Annotated in this window: 24 protein-coding genes and 1 pseudogene; 12 read left to right on the top strand and 13 right to left on the bottom strand. The window is 67.1% G+C overall.

The features are described 5' to 3' along the window. Positions 1-337: SDR family NAD(P)-dependent oxidoreductase (locus ACE3Q6_RS17900; protein ID WP_374435417.1), on the bottom strand; the 337-nt coding region annotated here is incomplete at its 3' end. 275 nt (positions 338-612) lie between these two features. Here ACE3Q6_RS17900 and ACE3Q6_RS17895 point away from each other — a divergent pair. From ACE3Q6_RS17895 to ACE3Q6_RS17885, 3 genes are read left to right on the top strand one after another with little or no spacing between them, the layout of a single operon-like run. After that, positions 613-1,494, top strand: a complete 882-nt coding sequence (locus ACE3Q6_RS17895; RefSeq protein WP_374435415.1) for a glycosyltransferase family 2 protein — start codon at positions 613-615, stop codon at positions 1,492-1,494. 9 nt (positions 1,495-1,503) lie between these two features. Beyond that, positions 1,504-2,622 carry a glycosyltransferase family 4 protein gene (locus ACE3Q6_RS17890; protein ID WP_374435413.1) on the top strand — a complete coding sequence of 373 codons (1,119 nt, stop codon included), beginning with the start codon at positions 1,504-1,506 and terminating at the stop codon, positions 2,620-2,622. Next, positions 2,619-4,223: a glycosyltransferase gene (locus ACE3Q6_RS17885; protein WP_374435411.1), complete on the top strand. Its 1,605-nt coding sequence runs from the start codon at positions 2,619-2,621 to the stop codon at positions 4,221-4,223. Before ACE3Q6_RS17890 ends, ACE3Q6_RS17885 begins: the two co-directional genes overlap by 4 nt. Before the next feature lie 7 nt (positions 4,224-4,230). Here the strand turns inward: ACE3Q6_RS17885 and ACE3Q6_RS17880 are convergent, their stop codons facing one another. Beyond that, positions 4,231-5,022, bottom strand: a complete 792-nt coding sequence (locus ACE3Q6_RS17880) for a response regulator transcription factor (RefSeq protein ID WP_374435409.1) — start codon at positions 5,020-5,022, stop codon at positions 4,231-4,233. Between the two features lie 99 nt (positions 5,023-5,121). Here ACE3Q6_RS17880 and ACE3Q6_RS17875 point away from each other — a divergent pair, with 99 nt between their 5' ends. The 5 genes from ACE3Q6_RS17875 to ACE3Q6_RS17855 are packed head-to-tail and all read left to right on the top strand — an operon-like array spanning position 5,122 to position 9,889. Then, a complete protein-coding gene (locus ACE3Q6_RS17875; protein WP_374435407.1) occupies positions 5,122-6,237 on the top strand; it encodes an ABC transporter ATP-binding protein in 1,116 nt (371 codons plus the stop codon). 31 nt (positions 6,238-6,268) lie between these two features. Then, entirely contained in the window at positions 6,269-7,429 is a 1,161-nt protein-coding gene (locus tag ACE3Q6_RS17870) for a PotD/PotF family extracellular solute-binding protein (RefSeq protein WP_374435405.1), read from the top strand. A 4-nt stretch (positions 7,430-7,433) separates the two neighbouring features. Next, positions 7,434-8,288 carry an ABC transporter permease gene (locus tag ACE3Q6_RS17865; protein ID WP_374435403.1) on the top strand — a complete coding sequence of 285 codons (855 nt, stop codon included), beginning with the start codon at positions 7,434-7,436 and terminating at the stop codon, positions 8,286-8,288. A 9-nt stretch (positions 8,289-8,297) separates the two neighbouring features. Further along, on the top strand, positions 8,298-9,113 hold the full coding sequence (locus ACE3Q6_RS17860; protein WP_374435401.1) for an ABC transporter permease: 816 nt from the start codon (positions 8,298-8,300) through the stop codon (positions 9,111-9,113). Positions 9,114-9,130: 17 nt separating this feature from the next. Next, a complete protein-coding gene (locus ACE3Q6_RS17855) occupies positions 9,131-9,889 on the top strand; it encodes an SDR family NAD(P)-dependent oxidoreductase (protein WP_374435397.1) in 759 nt (252 codons plus the stop codon). 22 nt (positions 9,890-9,911) lie between these two features. On the opposite strand, the gene ACE3Q6_RS17850 is transcribed toward ACE3Q6_RS17855, so the two are convergent. From ACE3Q6_RS17850 to ACE3Q6_RS17815, 8 genes are all read right to left on the bottom strand, one after another. Beyond that, positions 9,912-11,276, bottom strand: a complete 1,365-nt coding sequence (locus ACE3Q6_RS17850; RefSeq protein ID WP_374435394.1) for a dipeptidase — start codon at positions 11,274-11,276, stop codon at positions 9,912-9,914. 11 nt (positions 11,277-11,287) lie between these two features. Continuing rightward, positions 11,288-12,460: a M20 aminoacylase family protein gene (locus ACE3Q6_RS17845; protein ID WP_374435392.1), complete on the bottom strand. Its 1,173-nt coding sequence runs from the start codon at positions 12,458-12,460 to the stop codon at positions 11,288-11,290. Positions 12,461-12,470: 10 nt separating this feature from the next. Next, positions 12,471-14,282, bottom strand: coding sequence for an ABC transporter ATP-binding protein (locus ACE3Q6_RS17840; RefSeq protein ID WP_374435390.1), 1,812 nt, complete (start codon positions 14,280-14,282; stop codon positions 12,471-12,473). A gap of 9 nt (positions 14,283-14,291) precedes the next feature. After that, positions 14,292-15,107 (bottom strand): ABC transporter permease, encoded by an 816-nt coding sequence (locus ACE3Q6_RS17835; RefSeq protein ID WP_374435387.1) that lies wholly within the window; start codon positions 15,105-15,107, stop codon positions 14,292-14,294. A 5-nt stretch (positions 15,108-15,112) separates the two neighbouring features. Next, complete coding sequence (locus ACE3Q6_RS17830) at positions 15,113-16,054, bottom strand: ABC transporter permease (protein WP_374435384.1); 942 nt, start codon at positions 16,052-16,054, stop codon at positions 15,113-15,115. A gap of 52 nt (positions 16,055-16,106) precedes the next feature. After that, positions 16,107-17,651 (bottom strand): ABC transporter substrate-binding protein, encoded by a 1,545-nt coding sequence (locus ACE3Q6_RS17825; protein WP_374435382.1) that lies wholly within the window; start codon positions 17,649-17,651, stop codon positions 16,107-16,109. 93 nt (positions 17,652-17,744) lie between these two features. Continuing rightward, positions 17,745-19,391, bottom strand: a complete 1,647-nt coding sequence (locus tag ACE3Q6_RS17820; RefSeq protein ID WP_374435380.1) for an amidase — start codon at positions 19,389-19,391, stop codon at positions 17,745-17,747. A gap of 1 nt (position 19,392) precedes the next feature. Then, complete coding sequence (locus ACE3Q6_RS17815) at positions 19,393-20,106, bottom strand: FadR/GntR family transcriptional regulator (protein ID WP_374435378.1); 714 nt, start codon at positions 20,104-20,106, stop codon at positions 19,393-19,395. Positions 20,107-20,431: 325 nt separating this feature from the next. Here ACE3Q6_RS17815 and ACE3Q6_RS17810 point away from each other — a divergent pair, with 325 nt between their 5' ends. The 3 genes and pseudogenes from ACE3Q6_RS17810 to ACE3Q6_RS17800 all read left to right on the top strand — a co-directional run bounded on the left by ACE3Q6_RS17810 (position 20,432) and on the right by ACE3Q6_RS17800 (position 21,721). After that, complete coding sequence (locus ACE3Q6_RS17810) at positions 20,432-20,893, top strand: hypothetical protein (protein WP_374435376.1); 462 nt, start codon at positions 20,432-20,434, stop codon at positions 20,891-20,893. Between the two features lie 51 nt (positions 20,894-20,944). Then, positions 20,945-21,525: pseudogene (locus ACE3Q6_RS17805) on the top strand (proline racemase family protein). Continuing rightward, a complete protein-coding gene (locus ACE3Q6_RS17800) occupies positions 21,488-21,721 on the top strand; it encodes a proline racemase family protein (RefSeq protein ID WP_374435374.1) in 234 nt (77 codons plus the stop codon). Before ACE3Q6_RS17805 ends, ACE3Q6_RS17800 begins: the two are co-directional and overlap by 38 nt. A 22-nt stretch (positions 21,722-21,743) precedes the next feature. On the opposite strand, the gene ACE3Q6_RS17795 is transcribed toward ACE3Q6_RS17800, so the two are convergent. Beyond that, on the bottom strand, positions 21,744-22,889 hold the full coding sequence (locus ACE3Q6_RS17795; RefSeq protein WP_374435372.1) for an alpha-D-ribose 1-methylphosphonate 5-triphosphate diphosphatase: 1,146 nt from the start codon (positions 22,887-22,889) through the stop codon (positions 21,744-21,746). A gap of 104 nt (positions 22,890-22,993) precedes the next feature. Between ACE3Q6_RS17795 and ACE3Q6_RS17790 the strand changes: the two genes are divergently transcribed. Continuing rightward, positions 22,994-23,665 (top strand): DUF1045 domain-containing protein, encoded by a 672-nt coding sequence (locus tag ACE3Q6_RS17790; protein WP_374435370.1) that lies wholly within the window; start codon positions 22,994-22,996, stop codon positions 23,663-23,665. Here the strand turns inward: ACE3Q6_RS17790 and phnN are convergent. Together phnN and phnL are read right to left on the bottom strand one after the other, a co-directional pair. Beyond that, positions 23,647-24,171, bottom strand: coding sequence for a phosphonate metabolism protein/1,5-bisphosphokinase (PRPP-forming) PhnN (phnN, locus tag ACE3Q6_RS17785; RefSeq protein ID WP_374435368.1), 525 nt, complete (start codon positions 24,169-24,171; stop codon positions 23,647-23,649). The two genes, ACE3Q6_RS17790 and phnN, sit on opposite strands and share 19 nt — an antisense overlap. Further along, complete coding sequence (gene phnL, locus ACE3Q6_RS17780; protein ID WP_374435366.1) at positions 24,168-24,851, bottom strand: phosphonate C-P lyase system protein PhnL; 684 nt, start codon at positions 24,849-24,851, stop codon at positions 24,168-24,170. Before phnL ends, phnN begins: the two co-directional genes overlap by 4 nt. Position 24,852: the final 1 nt, after the last annotated feature.

Below are 24,852 nucleotides of genomic sequence, written 5' to 3'. Positions count from 1 at the left end.
ACATGGCGTCGAAGGCCTCGGGCGTGGTGTCAAGGATCGTGCCCCGCGCGGTGGAGGCACCGGCGTTCACCAGCACGTCAAGGCGGCCGAACAGGCGGTCCGTCTCGGCAACGACCCGGCGGCAGTCTTCCACGAGGCCCAGGTCCGCCTTCACGAAATGCGCCGCCACGCCATGCGCCTTGGCGATCCCGAGCGCAACGCCTTCCCCCCGACCGACATCGCGGCCGGTGATGACGATCCCCTGCGCCCCGGCGGCAGCGAGGCGCCGCGCAATCGCCGCCCCCAGCCCCTGCGTCGCGCCGGTGATGACGCAGACCTTTCCATCCATCCGGTTCATGCGCCTTCCCCTTTGCCAGCTGCGGACCCGTCCCGGCACCATGCGTCGGGGGCCGCGTCTGCACAACGGGCCCCGGGCGGTCGGTATCTTTTGATTGTCATCTTCTCACCGCCGAAGCGCCGGTATATGAAAGACATACAGCAATAAGAATTTGTGAAAGCATTCCCCGGCCACGACGCCGTGGGCTGCACCCTGTTCGGCTGTGCTGTTCGTACTTTCACCCCCCCATCCGCGCGTGTCCTGCGGTGAACCCCTGCTTGCAGGGAGAGTAACAAATGACGCCAGCCCCGACCCATTCGATCATCATCCTCACGAAGGACCGCCCCGGCCTTCTGCCCCGCGCCGTCGCGTCGGCCTTGGCCGCGATGGGAGAAGACGGGGAAATCCTGGTGGTGGACGATGCCAGCGTCCTCCCCGCCCGCGAGGTGCTGAGCGGCCTTTACGCGGCACCTCTGCGCATCCTGAGACGGGATGTGTCCTGCGGCATCTCGGCGGCACGAAATGCGGGGATCGAGGCCAGCCGGGGGCCGGTGATCTTCTTCCTGGACGACGACGACGTGCTTGCGCCCGACTATGTCCGGACCATCCTGGACGGCCCGGCCCGGGCGTTCGACTTCGGGTTTGCCGCCTGTGCGATTGCCGTCGACGGGGGACGACCGACACCGGAGCGACCGCGCTTCCCGACGGGGCCGATTCCCGACGCAGCGCCCCTGCGCAAGAAACTCTGCGGCACCGGCATGGGGTTCTGGATCCGGCGCGAGGTCGCAGTGGAGGCCGGGCCGTTCGCGACCGACCTCCCGATCAACGAGGATACGGATTATGTCTGTCGCCTGATCGCCCGCGGACGTCGGGCCTGGTACTCGGCAAGCCCGGGAGTGACCGTGCATCACCATGCCGGACCGAGGAACCTGCCCAATGTGACGCACCGGCTGTCGGCCTCCGAACGGGCGCGGGCGATGCTTCTGGTCTGCAACAGGTTTCCGTCCATGGCCTCGCATCTGGGTCGAAGCTTCCTGCGTCATTGCGCGAAAGCCGGGCTGCACGAGGAGGCCATCCGTTATCTGCACAGCCTGTCCGATCCCCGGCTGCGACTGTCGCTGTCGGTCTATTTCCGGATGAAGCGGCTTGGCTACTGGCTGAGCGGCGCGTCCGGGTAGGAAAGGGCGGTGCGTTTCATCCATATCGTGCCCGAGCCTCCGCACCCGACCGGGTCGGGCGCCCAGCTTCGGGCCCATGCGCTGTCCTGCGCTCTGGCCGCGCGGGGCGACGTCGTCACCGTGGTCGTCGCGGACGTTCTGGCCAGGACCGGCGTGACTGCGGGGCGTCGGCCGTCCTTCATCGAGGCGGACCTGCCGGAGAGCGTCGTTGCAGAGGTCCTGTCGCTTGCCGATCCCGGGCCGGAGGACAGGGTCATCGTCGAGGGCGTCTACCTGTCGGCCATCGCGCGCAGGCTTCAGTCCCGGGGCCTGCAGGTGATCCTTGACGCGCACAACGTCGAAAGCGACCTCCTGCGCCAGACCGACCTGGCTCGGCACCCGATCCTGGCGGGCCTGCAACGCCGGGGACGCTGGCGCCGCGCGGCCGAGGCCGAGCGCCAGCTGCTGCAGGACGTCTCGGCGGTCTGGGCCTGTTCGGCGATGGATGCCTTGCGCCTGCGACGGCTTGCACCGAACGGCGCGCCGATCCATGTCGTGCCGAACCCGGTTCCCGGCTGGAGCCTTGCCGCCATGCCGCGCCCGCGGCCGGATGGCATCGACGCGCTTTTTGTAGGCCATCTGGGATATCGGCCGAACATCGCCGCCGCGCGACGGCTTGTGCGGGGTATCCTTCCGCTTCTTCACAAGACCGACCCGACGGCGCGGATCACGCTGGCGGGTCGCGCGCCGGATCAGGGGCTGCGGCGTCTTGTGGCAAGTGCCCCCACCGGCGTAACGCTGGTGTCCGACCCGGTCGAGCTTGCTCCGCTTTATGCCCGCGCGACGATGGCGCTGATGCCGCTGACCGAGGGCGGCGGGACGCGGATCAAGGCGCTGGAGGCGATGGCGGCGGGCCTTCCGGTCATCGCCAGCGCAAAGGCCGTCGAAGGGCTTGGGCTTGTGCCCGGGCGGGAATACCTGGCTGCGGAAGACGATGCGGATTTCGCCGGGACGGCGCTGCGGCTGGCCAGGTCCCCCGCCCTGCGCGAAGAGCTGGCCACCCGGGCGCGAGAGTTCGCTGTCCGGCACCATGGCCCCTCTGCGATCGAGGACGCGGTCGCGGGCGCCTTGGCCGGAGGGATCGGATGAGCCTTGCACCCCCGGTGTCCGTGGGACGCATTCCCCGCATCGTCCATCAGATCTGGAAGTCCGCCGACTTGCCGGCCTATGCCAGCGACAGCTGGCGACGGCTTGGCGGCGGGTGGGAGTGGCGGCTTTGGACGGACGCTGACCTTCTTGACCTCGTCCGCACACATTACCCAGAGTTCGAGCGGCTGTACCTGTCCTACCCGAACAACGTGCAGCGGGCCGATCTGGGCCGTTACCTGGTCCTGAACCACTGCGGCGGCCTTTACACCGACCTTGACACCGAACGCGTCGGACCCCTGGCGGCGCTGGAGGACGAGCGCCGCGTGATCCTGAGCGAGGAGCCGGTGGAGCATTTTCACCATGCCTTTCCCTATGGGCTGGACCGGCTTTACTTCAACGGCACGATGGCGGGACCCGCGGGCCATCCATTCTGGGCGCACCTGATCGACACGGTCCGGCGCTGTGAACATGCCCGCGACCATGTCCTGGAATCGACGGGTCCGCTGGTGCTGACCGGGGCGGTGGCCAGATATCCGGACAAGGCGGCGCTGGCCTTGCAGTCCTGCCACCTGTTCACGCCGCTCACCTCACGCGGGATCGAGTCGGCCGGCCCCGAGCATGGTCCCCTGGCACCGTTGCGCCTGTCCAATCACCTGTGGCGCGGGACGTGGATCCCGCGCGGCCGGGAGCGTCCGGTCTCGCGCAGTCTGCGCTGGGCCTGGCGGGACCTGCATTACGCCGTGACGCGGGGGCCGCATCTGACGCGTGCGGCCGTCGCGCAGACGGTCGACCGGGCGCGGCTGCACCGCCCGCTGGGCCGCGGGGACAACGTCGCAGTCCTGGTCCCGGTCCGCGACGCCGAGGCCTGGCTTCCCCGCTGCATGGAGTTGCTGGACAGCCTGGACTATCCGGCGGAAAAGCTGTCGCTGACCTTCTGCGAAGGCGACAGTCAGGACGCGACGCCCGAGCGGCTTGCCGAGATCGAGGGGCGGTACCGGTACCGGTTTCGGCGCATCAGGATCGTCCGCAGTCCCGGGGGGCCGACCTTCCGGCGCGAGCTGCGCTGGTTGCCCAAGCTGCAGTTCAGTCGGCGGGCGAACCTGGCGCGGGTCAGAAACCACCTGATCGACACCGGGATCGGGCCGGAGGACGACTGGGCGCTGTGGCTGGACGTCGATGTCTGCGACTATCCGCCGGACATCCTGCGCCGGCTTCTGGCCGAACGCCGCAAGGTCGTGACGCCGGATTGCCGGCTTGACCCGGACGGGCCGAGCTATGACCTCAACGCCTTCACGGATCCGACCGAGCGGAAGGACCAGCGGTATCTCAAGCACGTGCGGGGCGGTCTTTTCATGCCGCCCGCGGACTACGACCGCAGGCGGCACCTGCACGACCTTCGCTTCCTGGACCGGGTTCCGCTGACCTCGGTCGGCGGGACTATGCTGCTGGTCTGGGCCGAGGTGCACCGGGCCGGGATCCGCTTTCCCGAACTGCCCTATGACGACCTGCTGGAAACCGAAGGCTTCGGCCGGCTGTGCCATGACTGCGGGGTCACGCCCATCGGGCTGCCGAACACCGCGATCCTGCATGTGAAATCCTGACCGGCCGCTATATCGTGGCGAGGGTCTGGATGAAACGCGAGAACAGCTCTCCCTGCGAGCTGATGCGCAGTTTGGCATAGATGTTGCGGCGGTGGATGCGGACCGTACCCGGCGAGATGCCAAGGATGCGTCCCACCGCTTCGGCCGAATGGCCCTTGAGCGTGTGTTCGACGATCTCGCGTTCGCGCGGGGTCAAAAGGCCGTCGCCGAAACTGTGGAAAGACCGTTCGAGATCCGTCTCCTGCGCCGGTCCCTGCCGGTCCTGCGCGGCCAGGTCGAAGCGCGAGGCGAGGCCGGCCCAATGCTGCCTTATGCCGGCGGCGACCAGCGGCTGGACCTCGGACAGGCTCCGCATCTCGCGCGAGGAGAAGGGGCGTTCGTCGCGCATCAGCGACAGCACGACGGTCGGGCCGCCGGGGACGTCGGTGAAGTAGCCGATCTCTTCGGCAAGGCCGGTCTGGACGTAGTAGTTGCGGAAGTATTCGCCCTGGTAGAAGCGGTCGGGGGCAAGGTCGCGCATCCGGTAGAGGCCTGCGGTGACGCGGCGCGCGACGGCGAGGTAGAAGGGGTCGAGGAGGTAGGGCCCTTCCTGGTAGTCGGTCACGAAAACTCGCCGTTTCGAAGCGGGGAAGTCGTCGTAAAGATCCAGCGGGCGAGACGTGCCGCAGTAGCCGAAGATCACGGTGTAGGTATAGGGCGCCACGGCGCGCAAAAGGCCCGTGAGCGCCGGTGCGAAGCCGTCCTGGCCGATGGCGGCGACGATGGCGGCAGTCCGGGAAAGCAGGCTGGGCCTATCCATGAAATGATCCGCCGTCCGAGGCCTATGCAATTTGTGATATATACATCAATTCGCCGCGTTCCTAGGCTGAACCCGTATCCAAGGCATATACACCGCGTGATGGAAAGCAACCAAAAACCGTCCGAAGGACCACAGACGACGCCCATCGCCGAGCTGCGCGGGGCCAGCAAGCACTATGGCGCCGTCGTCGCGGCCGAGGGGCTGAACCTGTCCATCCGCCGCGGAGAGTTCCTGTCCTTCCTTGGCCCGTCCGGCTGCGGCAAGACCACGGCGCTGCGGATGCTGGCGGGGTTCGAGGCTCCGACCTCGGGCGACATCCTTCTGGACGGGCAGCGGGTCAACGACGTCCCGGCGCATCAGCGGCCGGTCAACATGGTGTTCCAGCATTATGCGCTGTTCCCGCACCTGACGGTGGCGCAGAACATCGCCTATGGCCTGCGCCAGCGCCGTCCCCGCCCGCCCGAGGCCGAGATCGCCCGTGCGGTCGACCAGGCGCTGGAGACGGTGCGCCTGCCGGGCTTCGGGCCCCGCCGCATCTGGGAGATGTCGGGTGGCCAACAGCAGCGCGTGGCGCTGGCGCGGGCCATCGTGAACCAGCCGAAGCTCTTGCTGCTGGACGAGCCGATGGCGGCCTTGGACAAGAAGCTCCGCCGGGAGATGCAGATCGAACTGCAGACCCTGCAGCGAAGCCTGGGCATCACCTTCATCCTGGTCACCCATGACCAGGAAGAGGCGCTGTCGATGTCGGACCGGATCTGCATCATGCGGGGCGGGAGGATCGTGCAGGTGGGCACCCCGCGCGATCTGTATGACCGCCCGGCCAGCCGCTATGTTGCGGATTTCGTGGGGAAGTCGAACTTCTTCCCCGGCCCTGTCGCCTCGGTCGCGGCGGGTCGGACGACCTTGACCGCCGCAGGGGGCGTGATGATCGCCGGCACGGCCCCGGTCGAGATCGCGGCGGGCCGGACTGCCACGGCCAGCCTGCGCCCGGAACAGATCGCGCTGCACCGCCGTGCCGAGGGGCTGCCCGTCACCGTGGTCAACCGCATCTTCCTGGGCGAGCACACTGAATACCTCGTCCGCCACGCCGACCTTGGCGAGTTCCTCGTGCTGGTCTCACGCCAGGCCGAGGCGGCGGAGGGCGGGTTCGAGCCGGGGGATCCGGCGCATGCCTCGTGGCCGGACGGGGCTGCGCTGATCCTTGCGGACGACTGAACGACAACAAGAACCAACTGGGAGAATGACCATGACAGACCGGAAAGACTTCCTGACCCGCCAGCAGTTCATGGCGGAGCTTTATCGCTACAAGAAGGGCTCGGTGACGCGGCGGCATTTCCTGGGCGTGACGGGCTTGGGGCTGGCGACCAGCGTCCTTGGCTCGGCCGTGCCGGGCCTGCGTGGCGCGGCCTTCGCGCAGGGGTCCATCGGGGACCGCGTGGTCGTGGCGAGCTGGCCGAACTACCACGACCCGGCGAACTTCGATGCCTTCACGGCCGAGACCGGGGCGGCGGTCGATCTGAACGTGTTCGGATCGAACGAGGAGATGCTGGCCAAGCTGCAGGCCGGCGGGTCGGGCTGGGACGTCTTCGTGCCCACCAACTATACGATCACGACCTATGTCGAGCAGGACCTGATCGAGCCTCTGGACCTGTCGAAACTGCCCAACTACGACCCCGCCAGCTTTGACGCGCGCTTCGCCGACGCCGGCACGGTGAACGGCACCGTCTATGCGGTTCCGCGGAACTGGGGCACGACGGGCTTTGTGGTCAACACCAGCCAGCTGGGCGGCCTTGCCAAGCCCACGAGCTGGAAGGAATTCTGGGACATGACCAAGGCCGAATTCTCGGGCCGGACGATGGTGCATGACTATCAGCTGACCACCATCGGCAACGCCCTGAAATACTTCGGCTATTCCTTCAACTCTGTCGATCCGGCAGAATTGGCCGAGGCCGAGAAGCTGCTTCTGGAGGTCAAGCCGCACCTCTTTGCCATCAACTCGGACTACCAGCCGTCGATGCGGTCGACCGATGCCTGGATGTCGATTGCCTGGACCGGCGACGGCAAGCAGCTGCACCGGGACATGCCCGAGATCGAGTATGTGCTGGGCAAGGAGGGCGGCGAGCTTTGGTCGGACTTCTTCGCCATCCCGAAGGGCGCCCCGCACCGCGACGCGGCCTATGCGCTGATCAACTACCTCTTGGCGCCCGAGGTGAATGCGAAGGAGGTGGCGTTCCACGGTTATCCGGTGGCCGATGCCCGGGTGAACGCGATCCTGCCTGCCGAGATGCTGAACGACCCGATCATGTATCCGGCGGCGGAGCTTCTGAACGCGCTGGAGTTCGGCGCGGCGGTCACGCTGACCGACCCCAACCGCGCCGAGCTGATGGCGCGCTTCAAGTCGGCCTGAGCCCATGCAGCGGCAGGACCTCAAGACATGGCTGTTCCTTGCCCCCGCCGGGGGCTGGTTCCTTGCCATGCTGGTCCTGCCGCTGATCGTCGTCTTCGTCTTTTCGGTGGGCGAGCGCGGGGCGGCGGGCGGCTATGTGCCCGCCTTTACCTTCGAGAACTTCGCCAGCCTTGGAGCGCGCTGGACTGCGTTCCAGAACACGATGATCCTGGCGCCCGTCGGGACGCTCGCCTGCGTGCTTATCGCCTATCCCTTGGCCTATTTCCTGGCCCTGCGCGCCTCGGTGCGCTGGCGGACGGTGCTGCTGATCCTGGTGATCGTGCCGTTCTGGACCTCGATCCTGATCCGCAGCTATGCCTGGATCTACCTGCTGGGAGGGCAGGGTATCCCGTCACTTCTGAACGCGCTTGGCCTTGGCAATCCACGGCTGATCAATACGCCCTTCGCGGTGCTGGTCGGCATCGTCTACGGCTACCTGCCGCTGATGGTGTTCCCGATCTACGTGGCCCTGGAACGGCTGGACAAGCGGCTGCTCGAGGCCTCGTCCGACCTGGGGTGCCCGCCGTGGCGCAGCTTCCTGCAGGTTACGCTGCCCTTGTCGATGCCGGGCGTGGCGACGGGGTCCATGCTGGTCTTCATCCTGCTGATGGGCGAGTTCCTGATCCCCGCGATGCTGGGCGGTGGCAAGGTGTTCTTCATCGGCAACGCGCTGGTGGACCTGTTCCTGCAATCGCGCAACTGGCCGTTCGGAGCCGCGGTGGCCGTGGCGCTGGTGCTGGTCATGCTGGTCACCGTGGCGGCCTATCTGCGCTTCACCCGCCGCTGGGCGGGCGGGCGCGACGATGTTTCGCTGATGTAGGGGCTGGTCATGCGCATCTATGCCCTCGCGGTCTACCTGTTCCTTTACATCCCCATCGGGGTCATCGCGCTGTTCAGCTTCAACGCGGGGCGCCATGCCTCGCAGTTCCAGGGCTTTTCGACGCAATGGTACGGCAAGGCGCTGTCCAATCCCTTCGTGGTGGACGCCTTCCAGACCAGCCTGATCGTGGCGCTTACGTCGGCCACGCTGGCCACGCTCTTTGGCACGATGGCGGCGATGGCGCTGCAATCGGTGACGGGGCGGCTGCGGGTTGCCTTCGATGCGCTGATCTACATCGCGGTCATGGTGCCCGGCATCGTGATCGGCATCGCCACGCTGATCGCGCTGGTCACCGTCTTCGACTGGCTGAACCCGCTGCTCGCGGCAATCTGGCCGGTTGCCGAGGCGGCACCGCAACTCTCGCTGGGCTATGGATCGCTGATCGCGGCGCATGGCCTTTTCTCGATGGCGCTGGTGATCATCATCGTCCGCGCCCGGATGGCGGGCATGGACCGCAGCCTCGTCGAAGCCTCTGCCGATCTGGGCGCGACGCCCTGGGGCACGTTCCGCCAGGTGACGCTGCCGCAGATCTTCCCGGGCATCCTGGCCGGGTTCCTGCTGGCCTTCACCTTCAGCTTCGACGATTTCATCATCGCCTTCTTCGTCGCGGGCTCGCAGACCACGCTGCCGGTCTATGTCTTCTCGTCGATCCGCCGCGGCGTGACGCCCGAGATCAATGCCATCGGCACGATGGTTCTGGGTGTGTCCCTGCTGCTTCTGGTCTCGGCGCAGGCGATCCTGCAGCGCGGGCGGAAGGCCGGATGATGGCGAGGGGGACGGGCATGCTGCTGCAAGACCGCGTGGCCTTCGTGACCGGGGCCGGATCGGGGATCGGTCGGGCCGGAGCGCTGGCGATGGCTGCCGAGGGCGCGCTGGTCGTGGTGACGGACCGGGACGGGGACCGCGCGCAGGCGGTCGCGGACGAGATCGCCGGAGCAGGCGGCCGGGCCGAGGCGCGCGCGCTGGACGTGGGCGATGATGGCGCCCTGACGGACGAGATCGCCGGGGCCGCATCGCGCCACGGACGGCTGGACATCCTGCACTCGCATGCCGGCATCCAGATCCCGGGGCGGCTGGAGGAGGTCACTCCCGACCAGATGGATGCCTCGTGGCGGCTGAACGTGCGGTCGCATTTCGTGGCGGCGCGGGCCGCCATGCCGGTGATGACGGCGCAGGGCAGGGGCTCGATCATCATTACCTCGTCGAACTCGGGCGTTCAGTACGACCGCGAGATGATCGCCTATGCCACCACGAAGCACGCCGTCATCGCCATGACGCGGCAGATGGCGGTCGACTATGCGCGCCACAACGTGCGCTGCAACGCGCTGTGTCCGGGTTTCGTGGACACCCCCTTCAACGACGGGTTCGAACGCCAGATGGGCGGCCGCCGGGCGCTGGAGGACTATGTCAGCCGCAGCATTCCGATGGGCCGCTGGGGCACGCCTGACGAGATCGCGCAGGGGATCGTCTTCCTCGCCTCGGACCAGTCCGCCTTCATGACGGGACATGCGCTGGTCATCGACGGGGCCGAGTGCATCTGAGACCGCTGCCCGCGGCTTCCCGTCATTGTGCCAATCGCTCCAGCAGCTTGCAGTATGCGGTCTGGCCGGTGCGGAAGTTCGACAGGCGGAAGAATTCGTTCGGGGCGTGCAGGTTCTCGTCGTTCATCCCGAAGGCGAAGACGGTGGCGTGGACGCCCAGTTCGTTCAGAAGCATGGTCATCACCGGGATCGAGCCGCCGGTCCGCGTGATGTAGGGGGCCTTGCCGTAGACGTCGGCCAGGACCTCGGCCGCCGCCGTGCTGGCGTTGTGGCCGGGGGGGACGAGGAAAGGATCGGCGCTGCCGGGAAGGCGCGTGACGCTAACGCGGAGGCCCTTGGGGCAGTTGCCCTCGATGTGGGCGCGGAGGAGGTCGAAGATCGCGTCGGGCTTCTGGTTGGCGACAAGCCGGCAGGTGATCTTGGCATGGGCCTCGGCCGGGAGGACGGTCTTGATCCCACCGCCCTGCCAGCCGCCCCAGATGCCGTTCATCTCCAAGGTCGGGCGGCCCCAGAGCCGTTCGCGGGTGGTGTAGCCTTCCTCGCCGAAGGTGTCGGGGACGCCAAGCTGTTCGATATAGGCGGCCTCGTCGAAGGGGATGCGGGCGAAGGCTTCGCGGTCCTCGACGGTCAGGTCGATGACGTCGTCGTAGAAGCCCGGGACGGTGATCTTGCCGTTCGGCGCCTTCATCGAGGCGATGATTTGCGCCAGGCCCTGGATCGGGTTGGCGATGCCGCCGCCCTGCTGGCCGGAATGCTGGTCGCCCTTGGCACCCGAGACGGTGATTTCGGCGGCGACCAGGCCCTTGAGGCCGGTGATCAGGTTCGGCTGATCCTCGCCCCATTGGCTGCCGTCGGCGGAGAAGATCATGTCGGCCTTCAGCATTGCTCCGTTCTGCTTGATGAAGGCGGGAAGGTGGGGGGAGCCGATCTCCTCTTGCCCCTCGAAGAACATCTTCACGTTGACGGGGAGCTTGCCCTTCGTCTTCAGCATCGCCTCGACCGAGAGGATCGGGATCAGCATGCCGCCCTTGTCGTCCGAGGCGCCGCGGCCCCAGACCTTGTTGTCGCGCACTTCCGGTTCGAAGGGCGGGGTTTGCCAAAGGTCGAATGGCTCGGCTGGTTGGACGTCGAAATGGCCGTAGATGAGGATCGTGGGCTTGCCGGGGGCGTGGAGCCAGTCGGCATAGACGACGGGGTGGCCTTCGGTGGGCATCAGGCGGACGTTTTCCATGCCTGCGGCCTGGAGGCGCTTCACCACCCATTCGCCTGCGGCCATCACGTCCGGGATATGCGCGGGGGCGGCTGAGACGGATGGGATGCGGACGAAATCGACGAGTTCATCCACGAACCGCGCCTGATGCGCGTCGAGGTAGTCGGACCAGTTCATCGGATGTCCTTTCAGGCCGCGGGCATGCGGGTTTCGACGAGTTCCGCCCAGTAGGAGGCGCCATAGGGGATCGCGTCGTCGTTGAAGTTGTATTCGGGGTGGTGGACTTCCGCCGTGTCGCCGTTGCCGACCTGGATGTAGGCGCCGGGGACGGCTTGCAGCATGTAGGCGAAATCCTCGCCGCCCATGATCGCGGGGCAGTTGGTGTCCACCGACCCCGCGCCGCCGATCTTCTCGGCGACCTTGGCCGCGAAGTCGGTCTCGCGGTCCGCGTTGACCATCGCCGGGTAGCCCGGTTTCCATTCGATCTCCACCGACCCGCCGAAGCCCGCCACGGTGCCCTCGACCAGCGCCCGGAAGCGTTCCTCCGCCAGTTTGCGGATGCCCGCGTCGAAGGTGCGGACGGTGCCGCGGAGTTCGACGCGTTCGGGGATGACGTTCCAGGCCTCGGATTCGGTTTTCATCGAGGTGACGGAGACGACGATCGACTCCAGCGGGTCCGCGTTGCGCGAGACGATGGTCTGCAGCGCCATGACGGTCTGGCAGGCCATGACGGTGGTGTCGACGGTGCGGTGCGGATAGGCCGCGTGGCCGCCCTTGCCGCGCAGGTGGACGGTGAAGTTGTCGGTGGCGGCATAGAAGGGGCCGGGCTTGATCGAGAACTGGCCGACGGGCAGGCCGGGGGAGTTGTGCATCCCGTAGACCTCCTTGATCCCGAAACGTTCGATGAGGCCGTCCTTGACCATCGCCTCACCCCCCGCGCCGCCTTCCTCGGCGGGTTGGAAGATGACAGCGACCTTTCCGTCGAAGTTGCGCGTCTCGCAAAGGTATTTCGCGGCGCCAAGCAGCATCGCCGTGTGCCCGTCATGGCCGCAGGCGTGCATCTTGCCCGGGGTCTTGGAGGCATAGGGAAGGTTCGTGGCTTCCAGGATCGGCAGGGCGTCCATGTCGGCCCGCAGGCCCACGACATGGCCGCGGCTGTCGGTCTTGCCCTTGATCACGCCGACGACGCCGGTGCGGCCGATGCCGGTCACGACCTCGTCGCAGCCGAATTCGCGCAGGCGGTCGGCCACGGTCGCGGCGGTGCGGTGGACGTCGTACATGAGCTCCGGGTTCTCGTGCAGGTCGCGCCGCCAGGCGGTGATTTCGGCCTGCATCTCGGCCAGACGGTTCTTGATCGGCATGTCTTCCTCCCTAGTCCTTCAGGACGAAATGGCCGGGGGCCACTTCGGTATAGACCGATGGGGCGGGCTGGTGCCCCAGCGGAAAGATCGGCGACTTGATCGGCTTGAAGGCCAGATCGTCGGCAAAGCGGCGCTTCGTGGGGTCGGCGATGGGGACGGCCGACAGAAGCTGCCGGGTGTAGCTGTGGGTGGGGTTGTCGAAGATCGCCGCGCGGGGGCCGATTTCGACGATCCTCCCGAGGTACATGACGCCCACCTGATGCGCGATGCGTTCGACGACGGCCATGTCGTGGGAGATGAAGAGGTAGGAGAGGCCGAGGTCTTCTTGCAGCTCCATCATCAGGTTCAGGACCTGCGCCTGGACCGAGACGTCGAGGGCCGAGACCGCCTCGTCCGCGACGATGAGCTTGGGGTTCACGGCCAGCGCGCGGGCGATGGCGACGCGCTGGCGTTGGCCGCCGGAGAGTTCATGGGGAAAGCGGTTCAGGAAGGCGCGGGGGAGGTGGACGCGGTCGAAAAGCTCCTCGACGCGGGCTTTCAGGGCGGCGCCGGAGGCGAGGCCGAAGTTGACGATGGGCTCGGCCACCTGGTCCTTCAGGCGGCGGTAGGGGTTGAGGCTGGCGAAGGGGTCCTGGAAGACCATCTGCATGTCGGCGCGGGCCTTGCGGAGGTCATGGGGGTTCAGCGCGCCGATGTCGCGGCCGCCGATCCAGACCTCGCCGCTGGTGGGCTTGACGAGGCGCAGGATCGACCGGCCGCAGGAGGACTTGCCGCAGCCGGATTCCCCAACCAGCGCGAGGGTTTCGCCCACGTTCAGGGTGAAGCTGACGTCCTCCACCGCGTGGACCTGGGCCGTGGTGCGCCGCAGGATGCCGCCCTTGACCGGGAAGCGGGTGGTGAGGTGGCGGACGTCGAGGAGGACTTCCTTCTTCCGCGCTTTCGGGGCGACACGGGCGGCCCTCGCGCCTTCATCGCCAATGAGCCGCATCCGCTCCGGCGCGGGCTTGCCCTTCATTTCTCCCAGTTTCGGGACGGCGGCGAGGAGCGCCTTGGTGTAATCCTCGCGCGGGGCGGTGAAGATCTGGTCTACCGTCCCCGTCTCGACGATCTTGCCGCGATACATCACGACCACGCGGTCGGCCATCTGCGCGACGACGGCCATGTCGTGGGTGATGAAGAGGACCGCCATCCCGTTCTCGCGCTTCAGGCGGTTGATGAGGGCGAGGATCTCGGCCTGGATCGTGACGTCCAGGGCGGTGGTCGGCTCATCCGCGATCAGAAGCTTCGGCTCGCAGGCCATTGCCATCGCGATCACGACGCGCTGGCGCATGCCGCCGGAAAGCTCGTGCGGGTATTGCTTCAGGCGGCGTTCGGGTTCCGGGATGCGGACGCTTTTCAGAAGCTCCAGCGCGCGGGCGGTGGCTTGGGATTGGCTGAGGCCCTTGTGCAGCATGAGGCCGTCGGTCAGCTGGCGTTCGATGGTGAAGACGGGGTTCAGGGCCGTCATCGGTTCCTGGAAGATCATCCCGATCTCATTGCCGCGGACCTCGCCCATCACGGCGGGGGTGGCGGCGGCGACGTCGAGCTCGGTCCCGTCCTCGCGGCGGAAGCGCAAGGCGCCTGCAGCAATGGTGCCGCCGCCGAATTCGACGAGGCGCATGAGGGAGAGGGAGGTCACCGATTTCCCCGACCCGCTTTCGCCCACGACGCAGACGGTTTCGCCGGGGGCGATGGTGAAGGACACGTCCTCCACCCCCACGACGGGGCCGCTGTCGGTGGCGAATTCGACCCTCAGGTGATCGACCGAAACGATGTCCTTCATCGCCACCCCCTATTTCGACTTCGGGTCGAGGATGTCGCGCAGGACATCGCCGAACATGTTGAGGCCAAGGACCGTCAGCGCCACCGCCGCGCCCGGGACAAGGGCGGTCCAGGGCGCCACGTCCAGCTGGTCGCGGCTGGCCTGGATCATCAGACCCCAACTTGCGGCCGGGGGCTGGGTTCCGAGGCCGAGGAACGACAGCCCCGCCTCGGCCAGGATGGCGAAGGCAAGGCTGATGGTGGCCTGCACGATCACGGCCGGAAGGATGTTCGGCAGGACATGGCGCAGCATGATCATGCCGTCCGTGGTGCCCGAGGCGCGGGCGGCCTCGACATAGGGCATCTGCGCGACCTTCAGCGCCTCGCCCCGGATGATCCGGGCAAGGTAGGGGGTGAAGGCCACTCCGATGGCGATGATGGTGTTCTGGACGTTGGGGCCAAGGACCGCGCTGATCGTCAGCGCCAGGAGGAGCGCCGGGAAGGCCAGCAGCGTGTCCACGAGCCGCATCAGCACGTTGTCGATCCAGCCGCCGAAGTAGCCGGAGACGAGGCCGAGGGGGAGGCCCAGGACGATGCTCATCAACACGGCGGAGACGGCGATTTCCAGCGAGGTGCGGGCGCCGAGGATGACGCGGGCCAGCATGTCGCGGCCAAGCTGGTCGGTGCCGAGAAGGTGGGTCCAGGTCGGCGGGGACCGGCGGGCGAGCATGTCCATCTTGGTCGCTGCATCTGGCGGCAGGATGATCGGGCCCAGGATGGCGACAAGGGCGATGATCGTCAGAAGGACGATCCCGATCAGGCCCTTGGTGGTCTTGAAGCGCCGCATCCCCCTCACCCCAGCTTCACGCGCGGGTCGATCAGGACGTAGAGGAGATCGACGAGGAGGTTGGTGATCATCACCACGGCGGCGATGACGACGACGGTGGCCTGGATCAGCGGCAGGTCGCGGTTCAGAAGCGCCTGATAGGTGAGCCAGCCCATGCCGGTGTAGCCGAAGAGGCTTTCCATCACGATGATCGAGCCGAAGAGGTAGCCGATCTGCAGCCCCGCGATGGTGATGACCGGCCCGATCGCATTGGCCAGCGCATAGCGCCAGATGACCGTGCGCTCGGTCAGGCCCTTGGCGCGGGCCACCCGGATGAATTCCTGCCCCAGGATCCCGGTCATCGTGGACCGGGTCATCCGCGTCAGGTGCGCCATGAGGCCGAGGCCGAGCGCGAGGGACGGCAGGAAGGCATAGCGCAGCGCGCCAAGGAAATCCTCGGACGGCTCGACGATGCCGGAGGAGGGGAACCAGCCCAGCCAGCGCGCGAAGACGAGGATCATCACGATCCCCCAGAAGAAATCGGGCAGGGAGACGCCCATCAGCGAGGCCGAGGAGCTGACAGTATCCTGCCACTTGTCACGGTGGACGGCGGCCCAGACGCCCAAGGGCACGGCCAGGCACAGCGCGATGGTCATGGACATCACGACGATGATGGCCGAGGCCACGGCCTTCTGCGCCAGAAGCTCGGCGATGGGTTTCTTGAAGATCAGCGAGGTGCCCCAGTCCCCGGTCAGGATCCCGCCGATCCAGTTGCCGTATTGCACCAGAAGCGGGTCGTTCAACCCCAGCGACTGCCGCAGGCCCTCCAAGGCCTCGGGGTTCGACTGGGTGCCCATGATCATCATCGCCACGTCGCCGGGCAGGATGTTGGTGACGGCGAAGGTCACCAGCGTGATCAGGAACAGCGTCAGGATCACCGACAGAAGCCGGTTCAGGACGTAGGTCATGAGGAACACCCGGGGGAAAACCGGCGGGCCAACAGCGGCCCGCCGGAAAGGGTCAGGCCGAGAGCCAGACCTTGTGGAAGTTCAGGTTCGACCCGTTCGGATGCACCACGGTATCCAGCCCCATCACCTTGGGCTGTGCGCCGATGGTGCCGTTCCGGAACCACAGGACGATGTCATGCGCCTCGTCCCAGATCTGCTTCTGCACGGCCTTGTAGACCTCGGCCCGCTCGGCGTCGTCCACCGTGACGCGGGCCTTTTCCGTCAGCTCGTCGATCACCGGGTCCGAGATGTTGCGGTAGTTGAACGCGCCCTTCGAGTTCCAGACCGAGTAGTAGAGGAAGTCGCTTTCCCAGAGCGTGAAGAAGTTCATCATCGTCATCTGGTAGTCCTTGTCGACCCAGCACTGGCTGAGCCAGTCGGCCCAGGTCAGCTGCTCGATGGTCAGGTTGACGCCCGCCATCTTGAACCATTCGACGAGGATCTGCGCGGTTTCGATGTGGTAGGGATAGTTCGTCGTGGCCTTGAAGACGATGTTCAGGCTGCCTTCCGGATAGCCCGCCTCGGCCAGGAGGGCCTTGGCGCCTTCGATGTCCTGCGGACGGGGGGCGAGGTCCTTGTTGTAGGCGGCATCCGTCGGGAAGCTGGGCGAGGCCGTGGTCGCCCCCTGGCCCCAGAGCGCGCCCTGCATCAGCGCTTCCTTGTCGATGATCATGTCGAAGGCCACGCGGACGCGCTTGTCCTTGAAGGGTTCGAAGGTGTGGTTCATGTTGATGAAGTCGAAGTTCAGCGGGAACCACTTCTTCACCTGCAGGTTCGCATCGCCCTCGATTTCGCCCACGCGGTCCAGCGGGATGTCGTTGATCATGTGAAGCTCGCCGGTGCGAAGGCCGGTGAGGCGGGTGGTGGGTTCGGTGATCTCGCGCGCTTCCACGGCGTCGAGGAAGGCGGGGCCTTCCCAATAGTCGTCGAAGCGGGACATCTTGACGACGGTGCCGACCTCGTAGCTGTCGAACTTGAAGGGACCGGCGCCCATCGGGTTCGTCCCCTGCGTCGGGCCGCTGTCCACCGGCATGACGACGCCCGCGCCGTTTTCCGCCAGGCGCGACAGGAAGGGCGCGTTCACCGCGCTCATCTTGATCACCACCGTCAGGTCATCGGGCGTCTCGATCGCGGCCACGTTGTTGAAGACCTCGAAGTTCACCGCGCCGGTGGCCGGGTCCTTGCAGCGCTCGAAGGAGTATTTCACGTCGGCCGAGGTCATCGTGGCGCCGTTGTGGAACTTGACGTTGGGGCGCAGCTTGAAGGTGTAGGTCAGGCCGTCCGGGGCCACTTCGAAGCTTTCCGCAAGGCCGGGGATGACCTTCAGGTTCGCGTCCACCGTGACGATGGAGGAATGGATGTTCTGCAGCACCCGGCCCGAGGACGCCGTGCCGGTCTGGTGCATGTCCAGGTTCTGCGTCGTCTCGGAATGGCCCCAGATGAGGGTGCCGCCCTTGACCGGCGTGTCCTGGGCCAGCGCTGGCAGGGCGAAGCCGCCCATCAGCACGCCGCCGCCCATCACCGCCGTCGAGTTCAGAAGGAAGTCCCTGCGCTTCATGTCGTTTCCCTGTTGGTTGGCCGCTGTCGCGGACTTTTGGTGGAGGGCCTCTGCGGCCCGTTCTCTTGCCCGCATGGATTGCGGGTCGTCTCTTTACTCCGGCAGGCCGGGCCGTTTCCCGGCCACGTCCAGTGCTGCCTCCAACGCCATGCCAAGGCGCAGGATCGGTCCCTCGTCGAAGAGCCGCCCCCAAAGCGAGATGCCCTGCGGCACGGTGTAGGTCTTGCCCCCTGCCGCCTCGCCCGTCGTCAGCTTGCCCGACGCGAGCGAGGCGGGGCTTCGGGTCCCCAGTTCCTCGAAGCCGGCCCGCAGATGCAGGCAGGGGTGTCCGGTGAAGTTCGACGCGATCAGCATCGGCCCGGTCATGAAGGGTCCGATCAGCACGTCGACCTCCCGGAAAAGGCGGTCCAGCGCCTGCATCACCAGGTAGCGCAGGCGGTCGAGCTGGACGTGGTCCACCGCCGACAGGAAGCGGGCCTTGCGCATGGCGTTGGGCCAGGCGGCGGCGTCCTGCCAGGTGAGGGTGTCGTCCTGGTTCGTGAGGGTGAGGTCCTCGAAACTGGCGGCGGCCTCGGCGAAGAGGATGTTCATCAAGGCGCCGTAGGGGAGGTCGGGGAGGGAGGCCTCGACGACCTTCACGCCAAGCTTGCGCATGGCGGCAAGCGCGGCATGGTCCACCGCCGTCGCGCCTTCCCCGAAGGCTTCGGGCAGGTAGCCGACGGTCAGGTGCTTCCACGCCGCGCTGGCGTCAAAGACGAAGGGCGCGGCGATGGTGGACCGGTCGGCCGGGTCCGCCCCGTTCAGCGCGGCGAGGACAAGGGCGGTGTCCTCGACCGACCGGCAGATCGGGCCCACCTTGTCGAGCGAGTTGCAGAGCGCCATGCCGCCCGCCCGGCTGACCCGTCCGAAGGTCGGGCGCAGGCCCGTGGTGCCGCAGCGCTGGCTGGGCGAGGTGATCGACCCCAAGGTCTCGGTCCCGATGGCAAAGGCGCAAAGCCCCGCGGCCGTGGCGCTGGCCGAGCCGGCCGAGGACCCGCTGGAGCCTTCGTTCAGGTTCCACGGGTTCCGCGTGACGCCGCCATACCAGATGTCGTTGTAAGCCAGCGCCCCCACGGTGGTCTTTCCCAGCAGGACCGCCCCCGCCGCGCGGAGCTTCTTCACGATGGTCGCGTCGCTGTCGGCGATCCGGTCGCGGAAGGGCTCGGCCCCCCAGCCGGTGATCGTGCCCTTGGCGTCGAACAGGTCCTTCAATCCGTAGGGGATGCCGTGGAGGGGGCCGAGGTTCACCCCGCCACGGGTCAGTGCGTCGGCGGCATCGGCCTCGGCCAGCGCAAGGTCGGGCGTGACTTGCGCCCAGCATTCGAGCTTCGGGTCCAGGGCCGCGATCCGGTCGAGGTAGATCTGGGTCAGGCGGCGGCTGGAAAGCTGGCCGGACCGGATCCAGGTGGCGAGGTGCGTGACGGGGGCGAAGGCGATGTCCTCGTCAGAGCGGGGCAGGGGGGCGGTCACCGAGGACAGCTTCAGCGCATCCATCCCATGCGGCATGGCGAAATCCGGCAGGCGGGGATCGAAGCGCATCGCCATCGGGACGTGGTTCGCCAGCGGCACCGCCCGTCTGGCCAGGGCCGACGCGATCTGGCCTTCCAGATTGTCCAGCATCAGCTGCCGCTCGGCCGGGGTGTATTCCACCCCCATCAACTGCTCGGCCGCTGCGATGGTCTCGAGGGTGATCGCGCTCACGTCAGTCTCCGTCCGGGGTAAAGATGCGCTTCAGGTTGTCGGCAAGCGTGGTCAGATGCCGGCGCATTGCCGCCTCTGCCCCCGGCCCGTCGCCGGCTTCGATACGGTTGATGATCTCGACATGTTCGGCATGGCGATCCTGCAGCGACCGCATGGAGCGGGCCTTCTGCCGGACGCCGCGCCAGTCGGGATTGCCCCGGATCTCGTCGATCATCGAGAAGGCGGTGAGCAGCGGCTTGTTCTTCGCCGTCCGTGCGATCAGCCGGTGAAGCGCGCCGTCCCAAAGCTCGATCGTGTCTGGCTCGGTCGCCTGCAGGATGCGATGCGCCAGGTTGCGCATCCGGTCGATGTCTTCGGGCAGGGCGTGACGCGCCGCCATCGCGGCCAGAACCGGCTCGATGCAGAGCCGGGCCTCCATCACGTCGACCACGCTGGTCTCGCCCACGATCTCGGCTGCAAGAAGTTGCGTCTTGTCGGGGGGTTGCCCGGCGAAGGTGCCCTTGCCCTGCTTGCGCCAGATCAGCCCCTCGGCCAGAAGCGATTCCAGCGCCGCCCGCACCGCCCGGCGGCCGACGTCCATCCCCTCGCTCAACTCGCGTTCGGTCGGAAGCCGCCCATCGACGGGCAGCGAGCCCCCCTCGATCAGGGCCAGAAGCCGCGCCCGCACGAAGTTGGCGCTGTCATTGACCACAGAGTTGCGGCGGGGTGTCGGCATAATGCGAACCAATTCCAGATTGGTTCAAACATCACGGGTTCTGAGTCCGATTCTGTCAACGGAAATCTCGTCGCCGGGGCGGTCATTCTGGCCGCCACCGCTTCGAGGTTCGGCATTTGCTGAAAAATGGACCAGTGAGGTGCTGGCTGTATCCTCGATGGGTCGCATCCGAACCTTTTCGCGAAAGCGCACCGGGAGGCCCACTTTGCGTGTGAACGTGCGGGGCCCTTACCCGAGCTTCGCGAGTTGAGAGATCGGTGAGCGCACGAAATGTGCCCGGTAGACCTTGGAGAAATGCGAGGTCGTCGTAACGCCCTCGGACCCGATGGGCACGACGATGCGCCGGATCGACACTGCCCTGGGCGGCAACCGGATCATCACCCGCACCTGCGCCAGCTTCCTGCCGGAGATGGAGGCGTCGGACGCCGCCCTGAAGCGGACTGCCGCCGTCCACGCCCGCAAGTTCGCCGACCGCTTCCCCCAGCTTGCGGGCGTGAAACAGGAATACACCTGGGCCGGCCACCTCTGCCTGACCCGCAACGCCGTCTCCATCGCGCGGGAACTGGAGCCCGGCCCCTTTGCCGCCACGGTCTGCAACGGCCTTGGCATCGCGCGGTCGACCCTCACGGGCATCGCCGCCGCCGAGCTGGCGATGGGCCTGACCTCCGACGTGACCCGCCACTTCGCGGGTGAGGCGGAACCGGCGAAGCTGCCCCCGAAACCCTTCTCCACCCTCGGCGCGAATGCCTTCCTGCGGTTCAAGGAATGGCGGGCGGGGCGGGAGTGACCCATCAGGTAGGGTGGGCAACCTGCCCACCCTACGAACAAGGACCAGGAAATGACCTTCAAACGCATGATCACCGCCGTCGACACCCACTCCGGCATCCCGATGCAGGAACCCGTCACCGAGCTGACGCTGGAAGCCCCCGCCGGCTTGATCCGCGTCCGGGCGGACTGCGCAGGCGGCAAGGTCAAGTCGGTGACCTTCCGCAACGTCCCCGCTTTCGCTGCGCATCTGGATGCGATGATCGACGTCCGCATCGGGGCCGAGTCCGCGTGGATGTGGGCTGGGGTGGCATGCTCTACGTCATCGCCGACGTGCGCCAGTTCAAGGGACTGGAGCTGAAACCGGAACACGGCGGAGAGATCGCCCGCGTCTCGGCCATGATCCGGCAGGCCGCGCATGAGCAATTGCCCGTCGCCCACCCGGATTACCCGGGCGTCGGCATCACCATCTCCCAGCTCTCCGGTCCGTCGGAAGACCCGAAGGTCGACTGGAAGAACGCCGTGACGATGGCCACCGGCCCCCTGCTGGGACGACCCGGCCACCTGGACCGGTGCCATCGACCGCTGCCCCTGTGGCACCGGGACCTGTGCCAAGATGGCGGTGCTTCATGCCAAGGGAGAGCTTCCGCTTAACCAGGATTTCCGCCACCAGGGCATCCTTGGAACGGTGTTCACCGGGCGGCTGGTGGAAACGGCTCAGGTCGGGGACAAGGCGGCGGCGGTGCCGACGATCTCGGGCCGCAGCTGGATCTACGGCTTCAACACGCTGGTCCTCGACCCCGAGGATCCGCTGCCGAACGGCTACACGATGGGGGACATCTGGGCGTGACTTCGCTGAGGCGACCAGAAGCCTAGGACGCCCGACGCCCCTGCACCCAAACGCTGCGAACCGCTCCGGTGGTGCCGATCCTAGCTACGCGAAGAAGATCGGCCCGGGCGTCCTGCCGGATTTCACCCCGGTCCTCCAACCCAACAGCCTTTGCAGGTGCTCCGGTTACCGCCGCAATTCCGCGCGGGAGGTCGCCCCACAGGTCCCCCAGCATCAGTGCAGCGGAAAGCAGCGAGGACGGGACATAGTCGGACGATACAATGTGCAGCAGGTCCGCTTCGGCCAGGTCGCGGGCGGCGACGTTGCCGGAATGGCTGCCGCCGCGGATCAGGTTCGGCGCGCCCATCATGACCTTGATCCCGTGCGCGGTGCAGGCTTGGGCGGCCTCGACCGTCGTCGGGAACTCGGCAAAGTGCGCGCCATGTTCGGCCGAGCGGGAGACGTGGCTGACCTCGGTGTCGTCGTGGCTTGCCAGCACTGCACCATAGCGGCGGGCGGCCGCGACGGCGGCGGCCTCGTGGACCGCGCCGTGGCGGGCCTTCAGCGCCTTCTGCGCGGCGACATGCGCTTCGAACTCGGCGTCGCTCATTCCGCGCTTGCCCATGACATACTTGCGCAACTGCGTGAGATCGCGGAACTGCCGCTCGCCAGGCGTATGGTCCATCAGGCTGACGATGCCGATCCGGTCCTCGGGGCCGAACTTGTCCAGCTCCTCGACGAGGGTCTCGGAACAGACCTCGGCACGCAGGTGCAGGTAGTGGCTGATCTTCAACGCGCCCTCCGCCCGCAGGGCAAGAATCTCGTCCGCCAGCACGCGCGCATATTCGCCGTAGTTGGTCTTGGCGTCCGATACGACCGAACCCACCCGCAGTGCATCGAACACCGTCGTGATGCCGACGCTGGCCAGCTCGGCGTCATGGGCGATGATCGCGGCGGCATGGGGCCAGTCGACCTTGGGGCGCGGCTCGATGTGGCGTTCCAGGTTATCTGTGTGCAGCTCGATCAGCCCTGGCATGACCAGGTCGCCGCCGCAGTCCTCGGCCCCGAGCGGAACGGAGCGTCCTTCGGCAATGTCCGCGATGCGCCCATCGACCAGGCGCACCTGCCCGCGCAGGGTCTCGTTCGGCAGGACCAGGGTTGCATTGGCAAGGATGGTGTCGGGGGTCATGTGGTCCTCTTGGGTCTTGCAGTCGGTGTCATCTCGGCTTCTGGTGACATCCAAGCGTCACGCGCGTGTGACAAAACCGGGCTACCCCGACGCGCATGGACCAGATGAAACGATACGCCGTCTATTACGCGCCCCGGGAAGGGGCCTTTGCCTTCAGAGCCAACGAGTGGCTGGGCCGTGAACCGGGCAATCCGCGCGACTTGCCGCAGACGGTGCTTCCCGGGATCGGCGATCCGCGATCCATCACGGCAGAGCCGCGCCGCTACGGATTTCATGGCACCATCCGCGCGCCGTTCCGCCCTGCGGACGGGGTCGACGAGGACCTGATCTGCACCACGGTATCCGATCTGGCGGCACGGCTTCGCCCGGTCACCTGCGAGGGCCTGCGCGTCGAGGTCCTGCATGGCTTCATTGCCCTTACCCCGCTGGGTTGCGAGGATGCGCTGCTTCAGCTTGGCGCGGCGGTGGTCGAAGGGACGAATGATCTTCGCGCCCCCCTCACGGAAGCCGAGATCGCCCGCCGCCGCCCCAATCGGCTGTCGTCCCGCCAGCGCGATCTCCTGGACCGCTGGGGATACCCGCACGTGATGGAGGAGTTCCGCTTTCACCTGACCCTGACCGACCGGCTGGACGAACCCGAACCGGTCCGCGGGGCATTGGCCGACTACTTCGGCCCCGTCCTGCCACGCCCCTTCGTGATCGAGGACCTGTGCCTCTTCGGAGAGGATGCCACTGGCCGTTTCCATCTGATGCACCGCTACGCCCTCTCCGGTTGAAGTGCCGCCAGCAGTCGCGCGGCACCGACCTCGGGACTGGCGTCGTTCACCACCGTCTGAAAGCCGATCCCCTCGGGCATTTCGAAAGCGGCGCGGGACAGTCGGTCGCGGATGTCCGTGGCCGTCTCGCGCCCCCGCGCGGCGAGGCGGGACGCAAGGACGATCTCGGGCGCGGTCACGAGGATCACCCGAAGGCCAGGGAAGATGCGGACGGCGGCAGGCAAGGCCGCGCGGCTGCCGTTGAAGATCACGTCGCCGGACCCTGCGATCTGGTCCCTGGGGATACCGTAGGACAGGCCGTGCGCCTCCCAGGTCAGGGCGAAGTCGCCGCGCGCCTTGCGCTGGGCGAAGTCCTCAGGTGTGACACCCTCGAAGTCCTCGCCCCCGGCCTCGGTTGGGCGGGTGATGACCCGGCGGACGAGGCGGAGGTCTGGTCGGGCGGCCAGTGCGCCGCGGATCAGCGTGTCCTTTCCCGCGCCCGAAGGGCCTACGATGGCGATGATCATGCCGCTGCCCGCGGCGTGAAGCCGGTCACGTCGACCAGCCGGTCGCAGACGCGGGCGCGGGCCGCTTCGTCGTGGAAGATGCCCAGGATCGCGGCCCCGCGCGCCTTGGCCTCTTCGATCAGGGTCAGGACGACCTCGCGGTTGGTGGCGTCAAGGCTGGCGGTGGGTTCGTCCAGAAGCAGCGCTGGATAGGCATGGGCGAAGCCGCGGGCGATGTTGACCCTCTGCTGCTCGCCGCCCGAGAAGGTGGTGGGTGAGAGGGACCAGAGCCGTTCGGGAATGTTCAGGCGTCGCAGAAGGCTCGCCGCCCGCGCGCGGGCTTCGTCGCCCGAAGTCCCCAGTGCCAGGAGAGGCTCGGCCACCACGTCCAGCGTCGGGACACGGGGGACGACGCGGAGGAACTGGCTGACGTAGCCCAAAGTGTGCCGGCGAAGCGCGATGATGTCGCGCGGCGCGGCGGTGGCGACGTCGGTGTTGCCCACAACGATGCTTCCGCCAGCGGAAAGGTAGTTGCCGTAGACCATCCGCATGAGGGTGGATTTCCCGGCACCCGACTGGCCGGTGAGCCCTACGCATTCTCCCGGCCTGACGGTCAATGCTGCCCCCGCCATCACCGGGATCACTGCGCCGCCCTGATTGTGGAGGGTAAAGCTCTTGGACAGGTTCTCGATGTGGATCATG

The sequence above is a fragment of the Tabrizicola sp. genome, from assembly GCF_041913445.1.
GTDB lineage: Bacteria > Pseudomonadota > Alphaproteobacteria > Rhodobacterales > Rhodobacteraceae > Tabrizicola.
Note: the sequence above shows the minus strand (reverse complement) of the source record. Positions and strands in the feature narration are given on the sequence as shown.

Excerpts from the sequence above, each read along its gene's own strand:
- ACE3Q6_RS17835 (WP_374435387.1), bottom strand. The coding sequence starts at position 15,107 with ATGCGGCGCTTCAAGACCACCAAGGGCCTGATCGGGATCGTCCTTCTG.
- ACE3Q6_RS17880 (WP_374435409.1), bottom strand. The coding sequence starts at position 5,022 with ATGGATAGGCCCAGCCTGCTTTCCCGGACTGCCGCCATCGTCGCCGCC.
- ACE3Q6_RS17795 (WP_374435372.1), bottom strand. The coding sequence starts at position 22,889 with ATGACCCCCGACACCATCCTTGCCAATGCAACCCTGGTCCTGCCGAAC.
- ACE3Q6_RS17895 (WP_374435415.1), top strand. The coding sequence starts at position 613 with ATGACGCCAGCCCCGACCCATTCGATCATCATCCTCACGAAGGACCGC.
- ACE3Q6_RS17825 (WP_374435382.1), bottom strand. The coding sequence starts at position 17,651 with ATGAAGCGCAGGGACTTCCTTCTGAACTCGACGGCGGTGATGGGCGGC.
- ACE3Q6_RS17860 (WP_374435401.1), top strand. The coding sequence starts at position 8,298 with ATGCGCATCTATGCCCTCGCGGTCTACCTGTTCCTTTACATCCCCATC.
- ACE3Q6_RS17790 (WP_374435370.1), top strand. The coding sequence starts at position 22,994 with ATGAAACGATACGCCGTCTATTACGCGCCCCGGGAAGGGGCCTTTGCC.
- ACE3Q6_RS17885 (WP_374435411.1), top strand. The coding sequence starts at position 2,619 with ATGAGCCTTGCACCCCCGGTGTCCGTGGGACGCATTCCCCGCATCGTC.
- phnL (WP_374435366.1), bottom strand. The coding sequence starts at position 24,851 with ATGATCCACATCGAGAACCTGTCCAAGAGCTTTACCCTCCACAATCAG.
- ACE3Q6_RS17865 (WP_374435403.1), top strand. The coding sequence starts at position 7,434 with ATGCAGCGGCAGGACCTCAAGACATGGCTGTTCCTTGCCCCCGCCGGG.
- ACE3Q6_RS17830 (WP_374435384.1), bottom strand. The coding sequence starts at position 16,054 with ATGACCTACGTCCTGAACCGGCTTCTGTCGGTGATCCTGACGCTGTTC.
- ACE3Q6_RS17810 (WP_374435376.1), top strand. The coding sequence starts at position 20,432 with ATGGGCACGACGATGCGCCGGATCGACACTGCCCTGGGCGGCAACCGG.
- ACE3Q6_RS17870 (WP_374435405.1), top strand. The coding sequence starts at position 6,269 with ATGACAGACCGGAAAGACTTCCTGACCCGCCAGCAGTTCATGGCGGAG.
- ACE3Q6_RS17875 (WP_374435407.1), top strand. The coding sequence starts at position 5,122 with ATGGAAAGCAACCAAAAACCGTCCGAAGGACCACAGACGACGCCCATC.
- ACE3Q6_RS17855 (WP_374435397.1), top strand. The coding sequence starts at position 9,131 with ATGCTGCTGCAAGACCGCGTGGCCTTCGTGACCGGGGCCGGATCGGGG.
- ACE3Q6_RS17800 (WP_374435374.1), top strand. The coding sequence starts at position 21,488 with ATGGCGGTGCTTCATGCCAAGGGAGAGCTTCCGCTTAACCAGGATTTC.
- ACE3Q6_RS17845 (WP_374435392.1), bottom strand. The coding sequence starts at position 12,460 with ATGCCGATCAAGAACCGTCTGGCCGAGATGCAGGCCGAAATCACCGCC.
- ACE3Q6_RS17850 (WP_374435394.1), bottom strand. The coding sequence starts at position 11,276 with ATGAACTGGTCCGACTACCTCGACGCGCATCAGGCGCGGTTCGTGGAT.
- ACE3Q6_RS17815 (WP_374435378.1), bottom strand. The coding sequence starts at position 20,106 with ATGCCGACACCCCGCCGCAACTCTGTGGTCAATGACAGCGCCAACTTC.
- phnN (WP_374435368.1), bottom strand. The coding sequence starts at position 24,171 with ATGATCATCGCCATCGTAGGCCCTTCGGGCGCGGGAAAGGACACGCTG.
- ACE3Q6_RS17840 (WP_374435390.1), bottom strand. The coding sequence starts at position 14,282 with ATGAAGGACATCGTTTCGGTCGATCACCTGAGGGTCGAATTCGCCACC.